The sequence below is a fragment of the Paenibacillus oryziterrae genome, from assembly GCF_042610485.1.
In the GTDB taxonomy this organism is placed as follows: domain Bacteria; phylum Bacillota; class Bacilli; order Paenibacillales; family Paenibacillaceae; genus Paenibacillus_AQ.
Window position 1 is genome coordinate 125,173 of record NZ_JBGJZO010000006.1, and the last position, 18,016, is coordinate 143,188.

The 18,016-nt window shown below is 50.2% G+C and carries 17 protein-coding genes; 13 read left to right on the plus strand and 4 right to left on the minus strand.

Translation table 11 applies throughout. The features are described 5' to 3' along the window. Positions 1-78: 78 nt before the first annotated feature. Positions 79-1,155 carry an LLM class flavin-dependent oxidoreductase gene (locus tag ACAN55_RS09385; RefSeq protein WP_379131212.1) on the minus strand — a complete coding sequence of 359 codons (1,077 nt, stop codon included), beginning with the start codon at positions 1,153-1,155 and terminating at the stop codon, positions 79-81. 127 nt (positions 1,156-1,282) lie between these two features. Here ACAN55_RS09385 and ACAN55_RS09390 point away from each other — a divergent pair, with 127 nt between their 5' ends. From ACAN55_RS09390 to ACAN55_RS09430, 9 genes are all read left to right on the plus strand, one after another. Then, positions 1,283-2,563, plus strand: coding sequence for an ArsB/NhaD family transporter (locus tag ACAN55_RS09390; protein WP_379131215.1), 1,281 nt, complete (start codon positions 1,283-1,285; stop codon positions 2,561-2,563). A 305-nt stretch (positions 2,564-2,868) separates the two neighbouring features. Next, positions 2,869-3,645, plus strand: coding sequence for an ABC transporter ATP-binding protein (locus ACAN55_RS09395; RefSeq protein ID WP_379131218.1), 777 nt, complete (start codon positions 2,869-2,871; stop codon positions 3,643-3,645). 26 nt (positions 3,646-3,671) lie between these two features. Next, a complete protein-coding gene (locus ACAN55_RS09400; protein ID WP_379131221.1) occupies positions 3,672-4,523 on the plus strand; it encodes an ABC transporter permease in 852 nt (283 codons plus the stop codon). A gap of 16 nt (positions 4,524-4,539) precedes the next feature. Continuing rightward, positions 4,540-5,418, plus strand: coding sequence for an ABC transporter permease (locus tag ACAN55_RS09405; protein WP_379131225.1), 879 nt, complete (start codon positions 4,540-4,542; stop codon positions 5,416-5,418). 40 nt (positions 5,419-5,458) lie between these two features. Then, on the plus strand, positions 5,459-7,066 hold the full coding sequence (locus tag ACAN55_RS09410) for an FAD-dependent oxidoreductase (protein WP_379131228.1): 1,608 nt from the start codon (positions 5,459-5,461) through the stop codon (positions 7,064-7,066). Continuing rightward, entirely contained in the window at positions 7,063-7,395 is a 333-nt protein-coding gene (locus ACAN55_RS09415; RefSeq protein WP_379131232.1) for a 4Fe-4S binding protein, read from the plus strand. The genes ACAN55_RS09410 and ACAN55_RS09415 overlap by 4 nt, the downstream gene beginning before the upstream one ends. A gap of 48 nt (positions 7,396-7,443) precedes the next feature. Continuing rightward, positions 7,444-8,517, plus strand: a complete 1,074-nt coding sequence (locus tag ACAN55_RS09420; RefSeq protein WP_379131235.1) for an ABC transporter substrate-binding protein — start codon at positions 7,444-7,446, stop codon at positions 8,515-8,517. A 157-nt stretch (positions 8,518-8,674) separates the two neighbouring features. Beyond that, positions 8,675-10,570, plus strand: coding sequence for a PAS domain-containing hybrid sensor histidine kinase/response regulator (locus ACAN55_RS09425; RefSeq protein WP_379131237.1), 1,896 nt, complete (start codon positions 8,675-8,677; stop codon positions 10,568-10,570). Positions 10,571-10,712: 142 nt separating this feature from the next. Then, positions 10,713-12,125 carry an amino acid permease gene (locus ACAN55_RS09430; protein ID WP_379131240.1) on the plus strand — a complete coding sequence of 471 codons (1,413 nt, stop codon included), beginning with the start codon at positions 10,713-10,715 and terminating at the stop codon, positions 12,123-12,125. A 1-nt stretch (position 12,126) separates the two neighbouring features. On the opposite strand, the gene ACAN55_RS09435 is transcribed toward ACAN55_RS09430, so the two are convergent. Beyond that, the gene (locus ACAN55_RS09435) at positions 12,127-12,759 is read right to left on the minus strand and encodes a LysE family translocator (protein ID WP_379131242.1); all 633 of its coding nucleotides are present in this window, start codon (positions 12,757-12,759) and stop codon (positions 12,127-12,129) included. Positions 12,760-13,305: 546 nt separating this feature from the next. On the opposite strand from ACAN55_RS09435, the gene ACAN55_RS09440 reads away from it, so the two are divergent. From ACAN55_RS09440 to ACAN55_RS09450, 3 genes are all read left to right on the plus strand, one after another. Beyond that, complete coding sequence (locus ACAN55_RS09440; protein WP_379131244.1) at positions 13,306-14,385, plus strand: bifunctional 3-deoxy-7-phosphoheptulonate synthase/chorismate mutase; 1,080 nt, start codon at positions 13,306-13,308, stop codon at positions 14,383-14,385. A gap of 161 nt (positions 14,386-14,546) precedes the next feature. After that, positions 14,547-14,702, plus strand: a complete 156-nt coding sequence (locus ACAN55_RS09445) for a hypothetical protein (protein WP_379131246.1) — start codon at positions 14,547-14,549, stop codon at positions 14,700-14,702. Continuing rightward, positions 14,686-15,519, plus strand: coding sequence for a prohibitin family protein (locus ACAN55_RS09450; protein ID WP_379131248.1), 834 nt, complete (start codon positions 14,686-14,688; stop codon positions 15,517-15,519). Before ACAN55_RS09445 ends, ACAN55_RS09450 begins: the two co-directional genes overlap by 17 nt. A gap of 114 nt (positions 15,520-15,633) precedes the next feature. Here ACAN55_RS09450 and ACAN55_RS09455 read toward each other — a convergent pair whose 3' ends face one another. After that, on the minus strand, positions 15,634-16,626 hold the full coding sequence (locus ACAN55_RS09455) for a ketoacyl-ACP synthase III (protein WP_379131251.1): 993 nt from the start codon (positions 16,624-16,626) through the stop codon (positions 15,634-15,636). A gap of 12 nt (positions 16,627-16,638) precedes the next feature. Then, complete coding sequence (locus ACAN55_RS09460; protein WP_379131254.1) at positions 16,639-16,980, minus strand: hypothetical protein; 342 nt, start codon at positions 16,978-16,980, stop codon at positions 16,639-16,641. A 285-nt stretch (positions 16,981-17,265) separates the two neighbouring features. On the opposite strand from ACAN55_RS09460, the gene deoC reads away from it, so the two are divergent. Beyond that, on the plus strand, positions 17,266-17,943 hold the full coding sequence (gene deoC / locus ACAN55_RS09465) for a deoxyribose-phosphate aldolase (protein WP_379131257.1): 678 nt from the start codon (positions 17,266-17,268) through the stop codon (positions 17,941-17,943). The last annotated feature ends 73 nt before the right edge of the window (positions 17,944-18,016 follow it).

Consider the following 18,016-nt stretch of genomic DNA (forward strand, 5'->3'; position numbering starts at 1 on the left):
CAGCATAACACTAGAATGGCAGGCCAAGAAACTTCTTGGCCTGCCATTTCCGTTTAATTCCTTTGGTTAAAGAAGAGTTTAACCCTTCTTTCGTGCAATCTCCCTGCGCACGACCGGTGCCACCTCAGTAGCTAGCAGCTCGATGGCGGAGGCCACCTTGGCGTAAGGCATGCCGCCGATGTCCATTTGGGCCATAAAGCGGGTATGGCCGAATAGCTCGTGCTGGTGGAGAATTTTCTCGATCACCTGCTGCGGGCTGCCGACGGCAAGCGCGTTGTCAGGTGCGGTGAATTGCTCAAAGTCACTGCGGGAAAGCTTATATGGATTGCCGGACTGTGACATAATAGCATTAAAATAATTAAGATAATACGGATAAAGATCATCAAGAGCTTCAGTGGATGTTCTTGCTATGTACCCATGGCTGGTGATGCCGATCTTGAGGTCCCCAGGTTCAAATCCGCTGGCTGCTCCCGCTTGCCGGTACCGTTCCGCCAGATGTAGAAAACGTCCCGGGTCTCCGTTTAGAATCGCCACTGCGAGGTTGATTCCGAGAGAACCGGCCCGTTCAGCAGTCTCCGGCGTTCCCCCGACACCTACCCACAGCGGGAGTTCAGGCTGAAGCGGACGCGGAGCAATTTCAGCATTCTTCAGTTCGGAACGAAACTGGCCGTTCCAGTTCATAATCTGATCCCTGTTCAAATGCTTCAGCAGCTTCAGATTTTCGGCGAAAAGGCGGTGATGGTCATCCAACTCATAACCGAAGAGCGGAAACGATTCAATAAATGCACCGCGTCCGGCGATGATCTCCGCCCGGCCGTCAGATAGCAGATCCAGCGTGGCATAGTCCTCAAACACACGTACGGGATCGATGGTGCTGAGTACCGTGGTAGCGCTGGTCAACTTGATCCGTGACGTAACCTGCGAGATGGCAGCCAGAACGACAGGGACTGAAGAAACTACAAAATCTAGCCGATGGTGCTCGCCAACCCCGAATACATCGAGTCCGGCTTCATCCGCAAGCCTGGCGGCGGCCATAATTTCATCCATACGTTGTTTGGGTGAAATGGTCTGACCTGTAAAAGGGTCGGCAACAATGTCGCCAAGGGTGTAAATGCCGAATTCGAATTCTGGAGGGTTATTGGATTCGCTGTTCATAAACGCTTGCTCCTTATTCATTTAGTTGATTTATGGGAGTATTTATAAACTTGTCTGTCCGTTAAGGCATGTATAAAGTATTATAACATAGAGATAAGTCGAAACTTTCAGAAAACGGGAGGCTTTTATGGAACCGCAAGCATTTTGGGCTATTGCCATATTTTTGCTTATTTATGGACTAATTATTTCGGAAAAGATCCACCGTACGATATTGGCTATGGCTGGTGCGGTAATCATGGTGTTATTCGGAATTGTGGATCAGGAAACCGCGCTTCATCATATTGATTTCAATACACTCGGTCTGCTTATCGGAATGATGATGATCGTTGGGATCACGGCGGAGACGGGGCTCTTCAAATATGTTGCACTCAAGGCGGCTAAAGCCGCTAAAGGCAAGCCTACATGGATTCTCGTAGCCCTATTCCTGATTACAGCTTTCGCCTCTGCATTCCTGGACAATGTCACCACTGTGCTGCTTATGGTCCCTGTAACTTTCAGTATTACTAAACAGCTGCGGATCAATCCCATTCCCTTTTTGATCTCGCAGATCATCGCATCCAACGTAGGCGGTACGGCTACATTGATTGGTGACCCGCCTAACATTATGATCGGCAGCGCCGTGAAGGAGCTGACCTTCATGTCGTTCATCAGCAATCTGGCGCCGGTAATTGGTATCATCGTCATCGTTTATATTCCGTTGTTCATTCTCATATTTCGTAAGCAGATCCGGTCTACTCCAGAGCTGCAGCGGGGTATCATGGAAATGGACGAGCATTCGCTGCTCACTGACAGGAAGCTTTTACGTAAATGTCTGATTGTTCTGGCCGTAACCATTCTGGGGTTCTTCCTTCATCAGTCGCTACATCTCGAATCGGCGACGGTGGCTCTGACAGGCGCGTTTCTGCTGCTCTTGCTGACAGGGGAGCGGATGCTGGAAAAAGCTTTTCAAAGCGTGGAATGGATCACGATCTTTTTCTTCGTCGGCTTATTTGTACTGGTATCCGGGCTGGTGGAGACTGGGGTTATTGAGGAATTGGCTGCTAGGGCTATCGACCTTACCGGGGGCGATCTGGTATTAACCTCGATGCTGATCCTGTGGCTGAGTGCGATCGCTTCAGCATTCCTTGATAATATTCCATTTGTAGCCACGATGATTCCCTTGATTCAGGATATGGGAACGATGGGGGTATCGAATTTGGAGCCACTATGGTGGAGCTTGGCCCTTGGGGCTTGCCTTGGCGGGAATGGTACCTTAATCGGTGCGAGCGCCAATCTGATTGTCGCCGGTCTGGCGGGCAAGGAAGGTTATCCGATTACGTTCATGAAATACTTGAAATACGGATTTCCGTTGATGATACTTTCTATAGTGATATCCAGTGTATATATATATTTAAGATATTTAATCTAATGTTGGACCCTGCACAAGGGCGTGATCGTGAGTACCGCAAAATGGCGGGAAAACGGTACACGTCCTTTTTAAGTGGCAGTTTACCGATAAGGATTTATGGTTTTTGTGACTTTTATCATAATTATTTGCGATTTACGCGTTGACTCCTGGAGAAATAGATGATATTTTAAATATACAAATTCCAATTGAATTAGTATGAATTAACTCAATTGAAGATATGGCCGACTGTTCTGGCAGAGGCACCTGCGTTGTTCGTAAACGCGGTGTCTCTGCTTTTTTTGTATTCAGACGAAGGAGGACGCGGGATGGGAGAGTCATTACTGAACATAACGAACCTGAATAAAGTGTTTGATACGGCAAGCGGTAAGATACAAGCGCTGCACGAAGTGGAGCTCCATGTGAAGGAAGGGGAGTTCATTACAGTCATTGGTCCCAGCGGATGCGGAAAAAGCACACTTTTACGAATTGTCGCGGGCCTCGACAACAACTATACCGGAACTGTTACGCTGGAGGGTGCAGAGATCAGAGGGCCGGGAATCGATAAAGGGTTTATTTTTCAGGAACACCGCTTGTTTCCGTGGTTTACCGTGGAGAAGAATATTGCTTCGGACCTTTCGCTTAGCAACAAGGAAATACGAGAAAAGGTAGACGATTTGATTGAACTCGTGAAGCTTAAAGGGTTCGAGAAGGCGTATCCGCGTGAGCTGTCGGGCGGAATGGCCCAGCGTGTGGCCATCGCCCGTGCGCTACTCCGGAATCCCAAAATATTGCTACTGGATGAGCCGTTTGGTGCACTGGATGCTTTTACCCGGGCTCACATGCAGACCGTGCTTCTGGACATTTGGCGGAAGAACCGGACAACGATGATTTTTGTAACTCACGATATCGACGAGGCCGTATTTCTGGGGAACCGGGTCGTTATTCTGGAGCCTCGCCCAGGCAAGATTCGTTCCATCGTACCTGTGGATCTGCCTTATCCCCGCAAAAAAACAACGTCCTCATTTCAGGAACTGCGTCTGAGGGTGCTGAACCAATTCGAGAAGGTGGATGAGCTGGAACTGACAGACGGCGCCGGGATTTAAAGTATAGAGGGAGGGAAACAGCAGCCATGGCAGAGGGGATGGCAACAGCAGTAGGATCGGCGGGAAGAACGGGAGGGCTGGAAGGAAGACCGGATGGTGGAACGAACCGGAGACTGGGAAGAGCGGCAAGGGCTGGACTTGGTCTGCTAGTGCCGGGAGGCGTGCTCATTCTATGGCAAATCTTAGGGCAATACGGCGTCATTTCGGAAATGCTCTTTCCGGCTCCCCTTACTATTGCCCGGTCATTCTATTCTTTAACGCTCTCGGGTGATCTTTGGGGTAATTTCAGAATCAGCGCGGTAAGGGTATTGTACGGATTCCTGCTGGGCGGCGGTCTAGGTCTGCTGCTGGGTATCTTGGTCGGGCTGTTCCGGAAATCCGAGAAGCTGTTAGATCCATCCCTGCAAATGATCCGCATGATTCCAAGCCTGGCCGTGGTGCCGTTGTTTATTCTGTGGTTTGGCATCGGGGAAGAGTCGAAGATTCTGCTGATTGCAAAATCCGCTTTTTTCCCCATATATATCAATACTTTTATGGGTATCCGCGGCGTAGATAATAAGCTGTTTGAAGTATCCCGGGTGCTGGGCTTCAGCCGGCTCAGTCAGGTGATAAGACTGGTGCTTCCTGCAGCACTGCCTAATATTCTGCTCGGAGCACGCCTCTCTCTGGGGTTGTCCTGGCTCGGACTGGTGGTCGCGGAGCTAATCGCCTCTACCTCAGGGATCGGTTACATGATGTCTGATGCACGGCAGTTCGCTGATACACCGGTTGTATTCGTCGGTATTCTCGTATTCGCCGTCGCCGGATTGCTAAGCGATACGATCTTACGTCTACTGGAACGGCGGATGCTGAGATGGCAGGACAACTACAAGGGATAGAAAGGGGCATTGAACCATGGGCGATCGAGTGGAAGCCATCCTAACCCGTGCGAAGGAGAATCGGAACAAAAGTTCTTCCGTCCTCCTGCGAAACGGCGGGAAGGTGCATAACATGAGGACTCCGGTTTCCGGAACATCGTTGTCTGACATCGGATGGGGAGCTATCATTCCAGTGGCTGTCATCGCTTTGTGGCAGCTTGCCGGAAGTATAGGGCTTGTATCTCCCGAGTTTCTTCCGACACCTCTTTCGATTGCAGACGCTTTGGTGAACCTTGTGGTAACAGGTGAGCTAGTACACCATCTAGGCGTCAGTATCGGGAGGGCGGGCATGGGCTTTCTGATTGGAGGTGTGCTGGGTCTGGTGCTCGGTGTGCTGACCGGCTTATTCCGGAGTGCGGAATATGTGCTCGACCCAAGCATACAAGTGCTGCGGCTAGTCCCCCATCTGGCGATTGCACCGCTGATCATTTTGTGGTTCGGATTTGGTGAAGTATCGAAGATTGCCATTATTCTAAGCGGCTCTTTCTTTCCACTGTACATTAATACTTTTATGGGGATCAGAGGGGTAGACAACAAGCTGTTTGAAGTCGCCAGGGTGCTGGGGTTTAGTCCGTATCAAAAGCTGAGAAGGCTGATCCTGCCGGCGGCATTGCCGGGTATCCTGCTCGGCCTGCGGTTATCGCTTGCTGTGGCGTGGATCGGGCTTGTTGTTGCCGAGCTGATCGGTTCCCAGTCCGGTGTCGGGTTCCTCATTAATGAGGCGAAGCAGAATTCCAATACACCGGTGATATTCGTAGGCATTCTTATCTTCGCCATTATCGGTAAGCTGATCGATTCACTGTTCAAGGCACTTGAGCGCCGCCTGCTGTTCTGGCGCGACAGCTACGAAGGTTAGGGATGACCCGGTGACGGGAACTTAGAGGAGGTAATGACAAATGGGTCAAGCGGTAAGTAGAGATTCGTTGAATCTGGAAGCGGATGTACTGGTTATTGGAGGGGGTCCCGCAGGAACGTGGGCTGCACTTACGGCAGCGGCTAAAGGGGCGAAGGTAGTTCTTGCGGATAAAGGATACTGCGGCTCCAGCGGTGCCACCGCGCCATCCGGAACCGGAGTCTGGTACGTGAAGCCGGAGGAACGGCTCCGGGAAGAGGCCAAAGCAAGCCGTTATATCATGGGCGGGCAATTAGCCGAGAACCGCTGGATGGACCGCGTACTTGACCGCACCTATGAGAATATGAACAGGCTTGGGGTATCGGGGTATCCCTTTCCGCTCGATGGGCAAGGGAATCAGTACCGCCGAAGCCTGCAGGGACCGGAATATATGAGACTGATGCGCAAGCTAGTGAAGAAAGCAGGCGTCAGAATCCTCGATCATAGTCCGGCACTTGAACTTCTGGCCGACGGCAACGGCGTAGCCGGTGCTGCAGGTGTCCAGACACAGAATGGAGCGACCTGGAGTGTTCAGGCCGGGGCTGTTGTGATTGCCACCGGAGGCTGTGCTTTCCTCAGCAAGGCGCTTGGTTGCAATGTGCTGACAGGCGACGGCTATTTATTCGCAGCCGAGGCGGGGGCAAGCCTATCCGGAATGGAATTCTCGAACGCTTATGCGATCTGCCCAACCTTCTCTTCCGTCACGAAGACGGCATATTACAGCTATGCCAGCTTCTATCACGAGGATGGAAGCATCGTTGAAGGGGCCGGCTCGAAGAAGGGCCGCTCGGTCATCGCCCGTAATCTGCTGCAGGGTCGCCAGGTCTACGCCAAGCTGGACCTCGCCCCTGAAGATTTGAGACCGCTGCTGCGGGTGGCGCAGACGAACTTTTTCCTTCCCTTTGACCGGCTTGGCATCGATCCGTTCCGGGATGCATTCCCGGTTACGCTTCGCTTGGAAGGAACAGTTCGTGGAACCGGAGGCATCCGCATCGTGGATGAGAGCTGTGGGACTGGAGTTCCGGGACTTTACGCGGCAGGGGATGCGGCAACCCGCGAGCTGATCTGCGGCGGCTTTACCGGGGGTGGCAGTCACAACGCGGCCTGGGCTATGTCCTCGGGTTCCTTCGCAGGAGAAGGTGCCGCCGATTATGCGAAGAGTCTTGGCCAGTATGCGGCGCTCCGCGCCGTGACAGGATTGTCATCCTCGCCGCTTGTTCATAAGCAAGTGAAGCCGGGTACGGCAGCGCGGACAGCCGAATATGTAGCTGCTGTACAGGCGGAAGTGAAGCCTTATAACATCAATTTGTTCCGTACGGAGAGCGGTCTGACCTCCTCGCTCGAACGTTTGGATAACCTGTGGAAAGAGCAGCGCGGAGTGGAAATTCAGCGTACACCGGAAGGTGTCAAAGCCCGGGAAGCGGAAGCGATGACAGCTACAGCACGTTGGATGTACAATTCAGCACTGGCCCGGACCGAGACAAGAGGTATGCATAAGCGTGACGATTATAAGGCACAGGATGAACAGCAGCATCACCGCCTAATCAGTGGAGGATTAGATCAGGTGTGGGTGAAGAGCGAGCGAGTAGCGGAGGAGAGTGTTCTGTCGTGATTGAAGTAATCAGCGCCGCCAAATGTATCGAGTGCAATCAATGCGTTTCTGTCTGCCCTACGAATGTCTTTGACCGCGTGGAGGACGGAATTCCTGTCATCGCCCGGCAAAGTGATTGCCAGACCTGCTTTATGTGTGAGCTGTATTGTCCGGTGGATGCCCTGTACGTTGCACCAGACTCTGAAGCACTTACCGGTGTGACAGAGGAAGAGCTGGAGCAGCAGGGGCTGCTTGGTGGATACCGCGAGAAAGTGGGCTGGGGAAAAGGCAGACAGCCTGTTGCAAGCCATGACTTTATGTACCAATTGTCGAGCAGAGCGGGATTTTGAGGAACCTGGCAAGGCCAGCAAATATATAAACATTCAGGGGGAGAACAGATGTTGAACAAACCGTACAGAAAGTTACATGAGGGCCGGAATCAGAAAAAGGGTTTGCGGTTCACGATGTTCACAAGTCTGCTTTTGATCATGCTGGTGCTTGGGGCGTGCGGAAATAATGGGAATTCGGGCGGGAAAGAGGCGTCAGCAGGAGGTGTGAACACCGCGGAGGCGGCGGGAAGCGAAACAGAATCCAAGGTTCCAGCGGTATTGAACTTTGGGTACATTGGTTCGAACAAGCTGAACGTGCCGGGAGGTGCCGAGGGCTGGGGCTTTTACAAGGGAATCATTCAGGAGGAATTGAAGAAATACGGCATCACCGAAGTGAAGCTGACCGGCTTCCCGAACGGACCGGATCAGACGGAATCCTTAATCAGCGGGCGGCTTGATTTCGGTAGCCTTGGCGATACCCCGGCTATTATTGCATACGCATCGGGTGCCAAGACACGCCTGATCTCTCAGTCTTCCGCGAACACCGTCGGGTTCCTGATCGGCAAAAAGGACGGACCCAAAACCGTGAAGGATCTGGAAGGAAAGACGATTGCTATTCAAAAGGGTTCGTTCATGCACCGGTATGTGGTGGGTCTGCTGAAGCAGGAAGGGGTCACTGATTATAAGCTTGTGCATATGCTGATTCCAGATGCAACCGCGGCTCTGTCCAGGGGCGACGTGGATGCCACGACCAATACCGGTATTCCAGCCTTGAAGCTGATTGACCAGGGCTACGTCCATCTGGATGATGCCTCGCAGCATCCGGAGCTGCTCGGTTCCAGTGTAACGGTCGTGTCAGAGGAATATTTGAAGAAGTTCCCGGACTTCCCGAAGGCATGGAATGCAGCCCGCGAGAAGGCACTGGAAGACTTGAAGCAGCATGAGGATGAGTATTATGAATTCCTCGCGGAGATTGGAGACTCCACTCCTGAGCTGGTGAAACAGGTGACTCCCATCAGCGATATCAAGGATACTGCGTTTACGGAAGATGGTTTAAAGCTTCTGGAAGGCACCAAGAACTTTCTTGTGGAAGAGAAGCTGGCCAAACAGGAGTTTAATATCAGTGATTGGCAGTTAAAATAAGCCGGGAGGAGGGGAGGTAGATCCCCTCCTCTTTTACTAGAAGACTATATTCCCTGCGACTTCAAACTCCACTATTCCATTTGACTTTCACCGCCATAATATGCAAGATATTAATTAATAAGATTTGAATTATTCCCACGAACGGGCGGTGGATTATATGCTGGAGGAACATCATAGGGATAGTTCTTCGCTCCAAGAAGAATGGTTCGAGATGCTGGTCACGAACATAAAAGATTTGGTCTATTTAATAGGAAATGACCATATTTGCCGCTACTGCTCCCCTTCTGTTCGGGAAATACTCGGCTATACCCCGCAGGATTTAGTAGGTCACAATAACATTCATCTTATCCATGCGGAGGATAAGGCCGCTCTTGATATGCCCGAATCTTCAGTAGAGCGCAGGATACAGCTTCGCATTCAGAGAGTGGATAACACTTATGTTTGGATCGAATTCGCACAGCGGAAGCTTGACTACCAGGGTGAAAGCCTTTATTTGTCGGTTGGACGAGATGTCACAGAGCGCATAGCTGTAGAGCAGAAGCTCCAGGAATCGGTTGAACGCTATACTTCACTGAAGAAATACAACCATGATGCCGTTATCTCATTGGATCTTAAAGGCAACATTATTAATGGCAACGACAAGGCGTGGCAGCTTACAGGTTATAAGATCAGTGAACTGTCAGGCATGAATGTATCCAAACTTGTGGGCCCGGAACATTTGCCCGATATATTGACTTATTCCCCGGAAAATAACAGCAATGATAATAATATTGATAAGATCTGGCACAAAGACGGTCAATCTGTGGAAGTGTTGACTACCATTGCTCCAATTCTAATAAATCAGACCAAGGTTGGTTTTTATATTATCGTTAAGGACATTACGGAGCAGAAGAAGTTGCTGATTGCCAAAGAAGCCGCGGAGAATACCAACCGGGCCAAAAGCGAATTTCTAGCCATGATGAGCCATGAGATCCGTACCCCTATGAATGGGATTATCGGGATGACGGATCTGCTGCTGGACATGACCCCGCAGAATTCAGTGAAATGGGAGTATCTCGATATTATCCGGAAAAGCGGTGACTCCCTGCTTGCCATCATCAACGATATCCTTGATCTCAGCAAGATTGAAGCGGGAAGGATAGAACTAAATTCGGAACTTTTCTCCATCCGCAATTGTATTTTCTCAGCTGTAGATGTGCTGACACAAAGGGCTGAAGAGAAAGGAATATTCATCGATGTCTCTGTCAGTCCAGATGTATCGGAGTATGTAACAGGCGACGGAGAGCGGCTGAAGCAAATTCTGCTTAATCTGCTTGGAAATGCAGTGAAGTTCACTAATCAGGGCGGAATAACTTTGGCAGTACAACTGGACGAACGCCGAAAAGGGGAGTCTATTCTCCGGTTTACTGTTTCTGATACGGGTATTGGCATTCCGGAAGATCAGCGGGACCGGCTGTTTGAGCCATTCCATCAATTAGATCATTACATGAATCGCCAGCATGAGGGGACAGGCTTGGGGCTTGCCATTTCCAAGAAGTTGGTGGAGCTCATGGGCGGACAAATCTCACTTGTATCCGGTTATCCTGGAGCTTCTTTTGTATTTACGGTCGCCTTTTCCGAAGAGGGAAAAGATACCTGGAGCACTGCGGGACGGTTGTATTCAAACTATGCAGCAGGACAGAGCGAGAAGCCGTTAAAAATACTGGTGGCCGAGGATAATGAGATCAACCAGATTGTGATGCGCAAAATGTTGGAGAAACGCGGACACTTGGTCTATGTCGTCGCCGATGGAACCGAGGTGATGCAGGCCTTGGCCCATGATACCTATGATCTCATCTTTATGGATGTGCAGATGCCCCGGATGAATGGTCTTGACGCGACAAAGATGATCAAGGAGAAATTGCCTCCAGAGGAACAGCCGGTTATCGTTGCCGTGACCGCCAATGCGCTGAAGGGAGACCGTGAGCATTGCCTGGAAGCGGGAATGGATGATTATATCAGCAAGCCGATTAAAAATAATGCAATAGGCGGAATCATCAGCAAATTTTTCTAATCCTGATAGGCAAATGAGGTTGAGCGGCCAGATTACTAAGGCTGCTCAGCCTCTTTTTTTCATGGGAAAAGGGCAGGAATGAATTCATTCAGGCTGGGGACGATATACAGGTATGAGATCTAGCAAAGGATGATGTCTTCTCATGAACAAAAGCTCCGGCGGTAAACCAGACAGCCAAAAGCTAAAATGGTGGCAGCTCTCCCTGCTTGGTGTAGCAGGAACGATAGGTACAGGATATTTTCTCGGGTCCAGTCTGGCGATATCCATTGGAGGTCCGGCGGTACTGATTGCCTATCTTTTAGCGGCTGCCGGTACTTACGTAGTGTTCGATGCCCTGTCGCGAATGACAGCCGATCACCCCGAACAGGGCTCCTTCCGTTCCTATGCCAAAAAAGCATTCGGAAGCTGGGCGGGATTCGGAAGCGGTTGGGTTTATTGGTTCTCGGAGCTGCTCATCATGGGCAGCCAACTGACAGCACTTGCAATATTCTCTCGCTTCTGGTTCCCTGCCATTCCCATGTGGATCTTCGCGTCAGGCTTTGGAATGATCGGACTCGGCATCGTTTTTTTCGGCAATAAAGGCTTTGACCGGGTGGAAAATGTACTGGCTGTCATCAAGGTTGCAGCTATTCTAATGTTTCTGATCCTGGCCGCAGCGCTGCTGGCTGGCTGGATCGGAGGAGCTAAATATACACCTAAGCTTCCGCTTGACCGGAGAACGTTTTTACCAACCGGCGGGATGGGGTTATGGTCTGCCTTTATTTTTGCCTTTTATGCCTACGGAGGTATTGAAGTGCTTGGAATTATGTCCTACCGGCTGCAGAAACCGGAAGATGCACCTAAAGCGGGGAAGGTTATGCTGCTGCTGCTGTCATCTGTGTATGTAATATCCATCGGTCTTGCGGTGACGATGGTTCCGCTGAAGGTGTTTAATCCCGATGAAAGTCCTTTTGTGCTGGCACTCCGCAGTGATCATCTGGCGTTTGTGCCCCATGTATTTAATGGTGTCCTCATTATTGCGGGCTTTTCGACGATGACGGCTTCGCTGTATGCCGTTACCTCCATGCTGATAACCCTTGCTCAAGAAGGTGATGCGCCGAAGCTCTTCTCCCGGAAGTGGAAGAATAAATATCCTTTATCCGCTCTTGGACTTATTGCCGGAGGACTTACAGCTGCTATCGTGATGTCTCTCCTAATGCCGGGAAAAGTGTATGAGTATATCACTACGGCAGCCGGGCTCATGCTGCTCTACAACTGGTCTTTTATCCTGCTTTCTTCCGGAAAACTGTTGAAGCCGGAGAAGTGGAGTGGTGTCAAACGCTGGATCGGCCTGCTTCTGATTGCTCTGGCTGTGGTTGGGACACTCTTTCACTCTCTGAGCCGTCCGGGATTCTATATCAGCCTTATGCTTGTAGCGCTCATTGGCGGTTGTGACCTGATCGTTCATGCGGTACGAAAGAGAAAAGCTGCTGCATCCGGTAACTCTTCAACTCAGAAAGCAGGGCGACCGGGATATTGGATCAAAGCGATACGCCTGAAGAAAAGCAAATATTAGCTTAGCGGAAGAACAGCAGCCGGTAGGCCTGTACACCAAAATAAAGCCCGAAGCCGATGAGGGAGAGGCCGGATAACACAGCGATAGCCTTTAGAACCCGCTCAGTCAGAAGCCGACGGAAAATACTGGAGGACGCGGCCATCGTAACATCCCAGACGAGAATGCCAATGACAATGGCCCCGCTGTACAGAAGGAGCTGTTGCATCGGATATTCGGCTGCCGCCTTAGCCAGAACCGAACCGTAAATACCAAGCCAGAACAGGATAGAGAGCGGATTGGATAAGGAGAGCAGAAACCCAGAGAGAAAGGATCTGCCTAAAGGTGCTGCGATTCCCCGGGTCCCGGAGAACGAAGTTCTGCCGGAATCCTTAATGCTTTCAAACCCGCTGTAGAGCAGTACAAAAAAGCCGAACAACCAGAGGAACGCTTTTACAAAGGGAGAATCAAGCAGATGGATGACTCCAAAATAGACGAGCAGCATATAAATAATGTCTGCACACACTGCACCGAGCCCGATAAACCAGGCATGCCAGAAGCCTCCCCGGATACCCTTGTCCAATTGTGCGGCATTGATCGGTCCGATGGGCGCCGAAAGGGATAATCCGAGAAAAATATAACCGAAAAATGTATTCAACTTGCCCTCTCCCTCCAAGTTTTGAAGATTGTTGTACAACTAGTCTATTCGGGAGGAGGTGCTTGTACGACACGAAATCGGAAATATATGGGATAATGCATCATCGCTGTAACGCGGTGAATGGATATCTTGCGCGCCACGTATATTTCCATTAAGATAGCAGAAACCAGCACCATGAAAGTGCTGATCTCTATAACATAAGGACAATGACGAAGAGAGTAAGCGTTAAAACGGATCTTAACAGGGAAGGTGTGCCGGAGACTGAGAGCACCCTCAAGAGACGAGTAACGCCGAAGTTCACTTCCGAGTCGGCTCCTGAAGTGCCCGCGGATCATCGCAGCATGGGTAGGGAGGCCCCGCTTCCAGCGTTAACGGATGAAAGACAGAGTCTACTCTGGCAGGGACACAGGGATTGTAATTTTCTTGTTCTGCCGCATAAGGGTTTACTCTAAATAAGGGTGGTACCACGGCTCCTCGTCCCTTGCGACGGGGGGCCTTTTTGCGTTCAGTTTTATATAATCAATGACGAAAAAGGAGTGGAAGAGAATGAGTAATGTGGAATTGGATAGCCTTAGAACCCGATTGGACGAGATTAATGGTCAGCTGCTGGAGTTGATCTCCGAGCGGTCAACGATTGTGCAGGAAATTGGAGTCATCAAGGAGAAGCAGGGCGTGCCTAAGTTCGACCCTGAACGGGAGAAACAAATGCTGGACCGCCTGGTAGCAGCGAATAAAGGTCCATTCACGGATGCAACGATCCGCAGCTTGTTCAAACAAATCTTCTCGGCTTCCCTGGATTTGCAAAGTGATGAGCACAAAAAGGCGCTGCTGGTCAGCCGGAAAGGCCATAAGGAAGATACTGTTGTTGAACTGCCTGGCGGTGTTAGCGTAGGAGGACTTTCTTCACTGATGGTGGCGGGACCTTGCTCGGTAGAAAGTGAGCTTCAGACCCGTACAGTAGCAGCAGCGCTGCAAAAAGCGGGCGTTAAAGTAATGCGCGGCGGAGCCTTCAAGCCCCGTACTTCGCCATACGATTTCCAAGGCCTTGGCATGGACGGTCTGCGGATTCTGCGTGAAGCTGCTAACGACTACGGCCTACTGACTATCAGCGAGATCGTTGATCCGAGACATATCGAGGAGGCGCTGGATTATGTGGATATTATCCAGGTCGGCGCTCGCAACATGCATAACTTCGAGCTGCTGAAAGCAGTCGGGGAAGTAGACAAGCCTGTACTCCTGAAACGCGGCCTGTCAGCTACGCTGGAGGAGTTTCTGCATGCAGCTGAATACATCATGTCCCGCGGCAATACTCAGGTCATGCTGATTGAACGCGGTATCCGGACCTATGAGAAATGGACCCGCAACACGCTGGATATTTCCGCTGTTCCGATCCTGAAGCAGGAGAGCCATCTTCCCGTGCTGGTTGATGTGACCCACTCTACCGGCCGCAAGGATATCATGCTTCCATGTGCCAAAGCAGCACTCGCCGCAGGAGCGGACGGAATCATGGTGGAGGTGCATCCTGATCCGGCTACAGCCTTGTCGGACGCAGCGCAACAGTTCAATATTGACGAGTTCAATGCTTTCTATGAAGATTTGAGAACTTCCGGCGTATATCGTCAATAAGGGAACCTGCCTGACACAAAAGCTTCATCGAACTTGTAGATGCAGCTGTAAACTTTACGGTAAGGGTTGATCTGTAGGCTGCCTAACAGCTTACGGATCAGCCCTTTTTACGTGTTGTATAAAGACAATATAGTAGGCACTAATTCCAGTTTTTCGCTCAAATGAGACCTTTAGCCGCAGCATTCGTATACACCGATATCATTGCAGCGGGAAGTGAGCCGGAAGTCAGCTTGAGATGGATAAACTCATCCGCTGAACAATATGACCTGGCGCTTACCCGCAAGCTCAGGAGGGGTAGAGATGAATCTGGAGAATAATCTGAAGCTGAAGGCATTTCGTTCGGGGAGAATCGTTAGGATTGCTGGGCTAATCATCGTTGTGCTGCTCATTGGATTGAACTCGTTCACATCTGTTGAATACGGGCATGTCGGATTGTACAAAACCTTCGGCAAATTGAACAACAACATGCTGTCACCGGGTTTGCATTTCAAAATTCCTTTTATCCAGCAGGTGATTGAGGTCAACACACAGGTCACGAAGGCAGAGACAGACACTTCGGCTTCCTCCAAAGATCTTCAGCCGGTTTCGACCCATGTTGCCGTGAACTATTCGGTGAACAAGGATTCGGCCTATAACATTATGAATAATATCGGAGGCAACTTTGATTCGGTGATTATTAATCCGGCCATCCAGGAGATCGTCAAGGAAGTGACGGCAAGATATCCCGCTGAGGATCTGATTACCCGCCGGGATGTGGTGGCCGGGGAGATCAGTGAGCATCTGAAGACCCGCCTTGCGAAATATGATCTTATCGTCAATGATATCAACATCGTAAACTTCAAATTCTCCGACGCCTTCAACCAGTCGATCGAAGCGAAGCAGGTCGCCCAACAGCAGGCTTTGAAGGCTGAGAACGACCTGCGCCGGATTGAGATCGAAGCGAAGCAGAAAATTGCGCAGGCCCAAGCGGAAGCGGAATCGTTGAGGCTGAAGAAGCAGGAGGTCACTCCGGAGCTAATTCAGTTGAAGCAGATCGAGGTATCCGAGAAGGCGCTGGAGAAATGGGACGGCAAGCTGCCTAGCGTCACCAGCGGAGCAACACCTTTCATAGATATTAGCTCTCTGACTAAATAAGCTCCAGCAAGGTATTTACCTTTAACCGGAATACTGCGGATTCCTAACGGGCACCCATACAAAGAAGCCTTGCTCCCCTTGAGCAAGGCTTCTTTGGTCTTGATTCATGCTATGCTAGTATCTGAACAGCATTGTCGGAATCTGCCATCCCGCGCCCACCGACCAGAAAACTACATGATCTCCATGGTTAATACGTCCGTCCTCCACACCACGCTGAAAGGCAATAAAAGGACTGCTTGTACCGGTATAACCAAATTCGTCACCAATATAGATAAATCTGTCTTCCGGTGCGGAAAGTCCGGTCCGAATCAATTCAATATTTTTCAGAGAAAATTGAGACAGACAAAAAGCAGAAATGTCGTTCACTGTCAGCCCGTGCCGGTCAAGGAGCTCCTGGATGTCCTTGATGGCTGCATCCACACATACGGTACCGTCGAAAGGTGTCCAGCGGATCCGGATTTGCTCCGGCGTTATCCCTTCCTGGTAAATGCCCGATAAACCGCAGGCAGGGAACAGAATGTCCTCGCTGCCTTGAGAGTCAGTATAGTATAGAGAATCAATAAAACCAGGGGTTTCGCTATTGCGTTCCAGGATAACGGCCGCAGCCGCATCCCCGAAGTTGGGATAAGTAATTTCATCATCGGGATTACAGTTAATGGAGCTGTAGTCGCTGCCGACAACAAGTGCGTAACGCACGGCAGGATTGGATTGCATATAACGGCTTGTCTGCTCTACGGCTGTAACCATTCCGGCACAATTGGCATTGGAGTCCATTGTGATGGTTCGGTGCTTGCCTCCCAGCATCCGGTGCAGGATGAGCGCATTGGTGGGATAGGTATATTCCGGCGTCTGGGAAGCGAATACGATCATATCCAGATCTTCCCCGGCCAGACCGGCATCCAGTAACGCCTTTTCGGCTGCCCTCAGACCCATCGTAAGCGCATTTTCCTCTTCGCCTGCCGCAATATATCTTCGTTCCCGTCCCATTACCTCCAGGAAGTGTTTAATATCCTTGCCCATACTGCTGAAATGATTCAAATAAAACTCATTATGCACAACATGTTCCGGATGGTAATAAGCGGCTTGGCGAATCGTAATATGATCCAAAGGCTTACCTCCTTATACTTCTAAAATTTCGTAGTTTTCAAGCTTGGTAGAGCGGGCAACCCGTCCCAATTGCATCTTGAGTACAGGGTTTTTAGCGATGGTGAACACGACTTTTTTGAAGCCGGATTCTTTGTACATTACATAGCAAGCTTCAAGCATAGGCAGTACATCAGGTGAAGAGACGTTAAGGCCTGTGCAATCCAAAACAATTTCATATTGGGTGGCGTCAAATTTGCTTACATGTTCGTTGTACTGTTGAATAAAACGGCCGGCGTCCTCTTGGGACATACTGCCCTCAACCATGACATTAAACTTCCGGTCTGCTGCGTTTGGTGCGAAACTAAAATTTCCCATTTGCGTAAGATCCCCTCCTAAGTTTTTGAAAATGAAAAGAAAACAAGAAAAATGTCGAAAGACACGACACTCATTATACCTGTATTTGCCAATTTAAACAGAGTATTTTGTCATATTAATCCTATTTTTTAAAAAATTACGGATTTCGTGAATTTGCTGTATTTTTGGGAAGTGTATGAAGGATCTCTATGGAGAACGGCACTGACTTTGCAAAGCTGCTTACAATTGGTATGATTACTGAGTGCGGGAATCTGCACTATCCAAAATCATGGAGGAATACACCATATGAGCGAAAATACGCTATCCCGAATTGTTGATCATACGCTGTTAAAAGCGGATGCACGAAAAGAAGATATCATTAAACTGGCGGAAGAGGCCAAGCAGTATAAATTCGCCTCGGTTTGCGTTAATCCGGCATGGGTAGCTGTAGCCCATGAAGTGCTTAAAGATACTCCGGAAGTTAAAGTATGTACCGTTATCGGGTTCCCGCTGGGGGCTTCAACACCGGAGACCAAAGCGTTCGAAACTGCGAATGCCATCGCAAATGGTGCGGGCGAAGTGGACATGGTTATTAATATTGGCGCATTAAAGGACGGCGACAACGAGCTCGTACGGCGCGATATCGCCGCAGTCGTCGATGCAGCCCGCGGCAAAGCGCTGACCAAGGTCATTATTGAAACCTGTCTGCTTACCGACGAAGAGAAAGTACGGGCCTGCAAGCTTTCAGTAGAAGCCGGAGCCGATTTTGTTAAGACTTCAACAGGGTTCTCCACAGGTGGAGCGACCAAGGAAGATATCGCTCTGATGCGTGCCACCGTTGGCCCGGACATCGGGGTTAAAGCTTCCGGCGGCGTCCGCAGTGCGGAAGATGCCCTGGTTATGGTAGGTGCAGGAGCAACCCGTATTGGAACAAGCGGCGGCGTATCCATCGCTAAAGGCGAACGGAACGAGTCCGGATACTAAAGGAAAGAACAGCGGCAGATGATCCTTGGATCTCTGCCGTTTTTTTTATAGAGTAAGGGTATTTCAATCTTTA

What these genes read in the sequence shown, in the direction of transcription:
- ACAN55_RS09385 (WP_379131212.1), bottom strand. Translation starts at nt 1,155, where the DNA reads ATGAACAGCGAATCCAATAACCCTCCAGAATTCGAATTCGGCATTTAC.
- ACAN55_RS09390 (WP_379131215.1), top strand. Translation starts at nt 1,283, where the DNA reads ATGGAACCGCAAGCATTTTGGGCTATTGCCATATTTTTGCTTATTTAT.
- ACAN55_RS09395 (WP_379131218.1), top strand. Translation starts at nt 2,869, where the DNA reads ATGGGAGAGTCATTACTGAACATAACGAACCTGAATAAAGTGTTTGAT.
- ACAN55_RS09400 (WP_379131221.1), top strand. Translation starts at nt 3,672, where the DNA reads ATGGCAGAGGGGATGGCAACAGCAGTAGGATCGGCGGGAAGAACGGGA.
- ACAN55_RS09405 (WP_379131225.1), top strand. Translation starts at nt 4,540, where the DNA reads ATGGGCGATCGAGTGGAAGCCATCCTAACCCGTGCGAAGGAGAATCGG.
- ACAN55_RS09410 (WP_379131228.1), top strand. Translation starts at nt 5,459, where the DNA reads ATGGGTCAAGCGGTAAGTAGAGATTCGTTGAATCTGGAAGCGGATGTA.
- ACAN55_RS09420 (WP_379131235.1), top strand. Translation starts at nt 7,444, where the DNA reads ATGTTGAACAAACCGTACAGAAAGTTACATGAGGGCCGGAATCAGAAA.
- ACAN55_RS09425 (WP_379131237.1), top strand. Translation starts at nt 8,675, where the DNA reads ATGCTGGAGGAACATCATAGGGATAGTTCTTCGCTCCAAGAAGAATGG.
- ACAN55_RS09430 (WP_379131240.1), top strand. Translation starts at nt 10,713, where the DNA reads ATGAACAAAAGCTCCGGCGGTAAACCAGACAGCCAAAAGCTAAAATGG.
- ACAN55_RS09440 (WP_379131244.1), top strand. Translation starts at nt 13,306, where the DNA reads ATGAGTAATGTGGAATTGGATAGCCTTAGAACCCGATTGGACGAGATT.
- ACAN55_RS09445 (WP_379131246.1), top strand. Translation starts at nt 14,547, where the DNA reads ATGAGACCTTTAGCCGCAGCATTCGTATACACCGATATCATTGCAGCG.
- ACAN55_RS09450 (WP_379131248.1), top strand. Translation starts at nt 14,686, where the DNA reads ATGAATCTGGAGAATAATCTGAAGCTGAAGGCATTTCGTTCGGGGAGA.
- ACAN55_RS09460 (WP_379131254.1), bottom strand. Translation starts at nt 16,980, where the DNA reads ATGGGAAATTTTAGTTTCGCACCAAACGCAGCAGACCGGAAGTTTAAT.
- deoC (WP_379131257.1), top strand. Translation starts at nt 17,266, where the DNA reads ATGAGCGAAAATACGCTATCCCGAATTGTTGATCATACGCTGTTAAAA.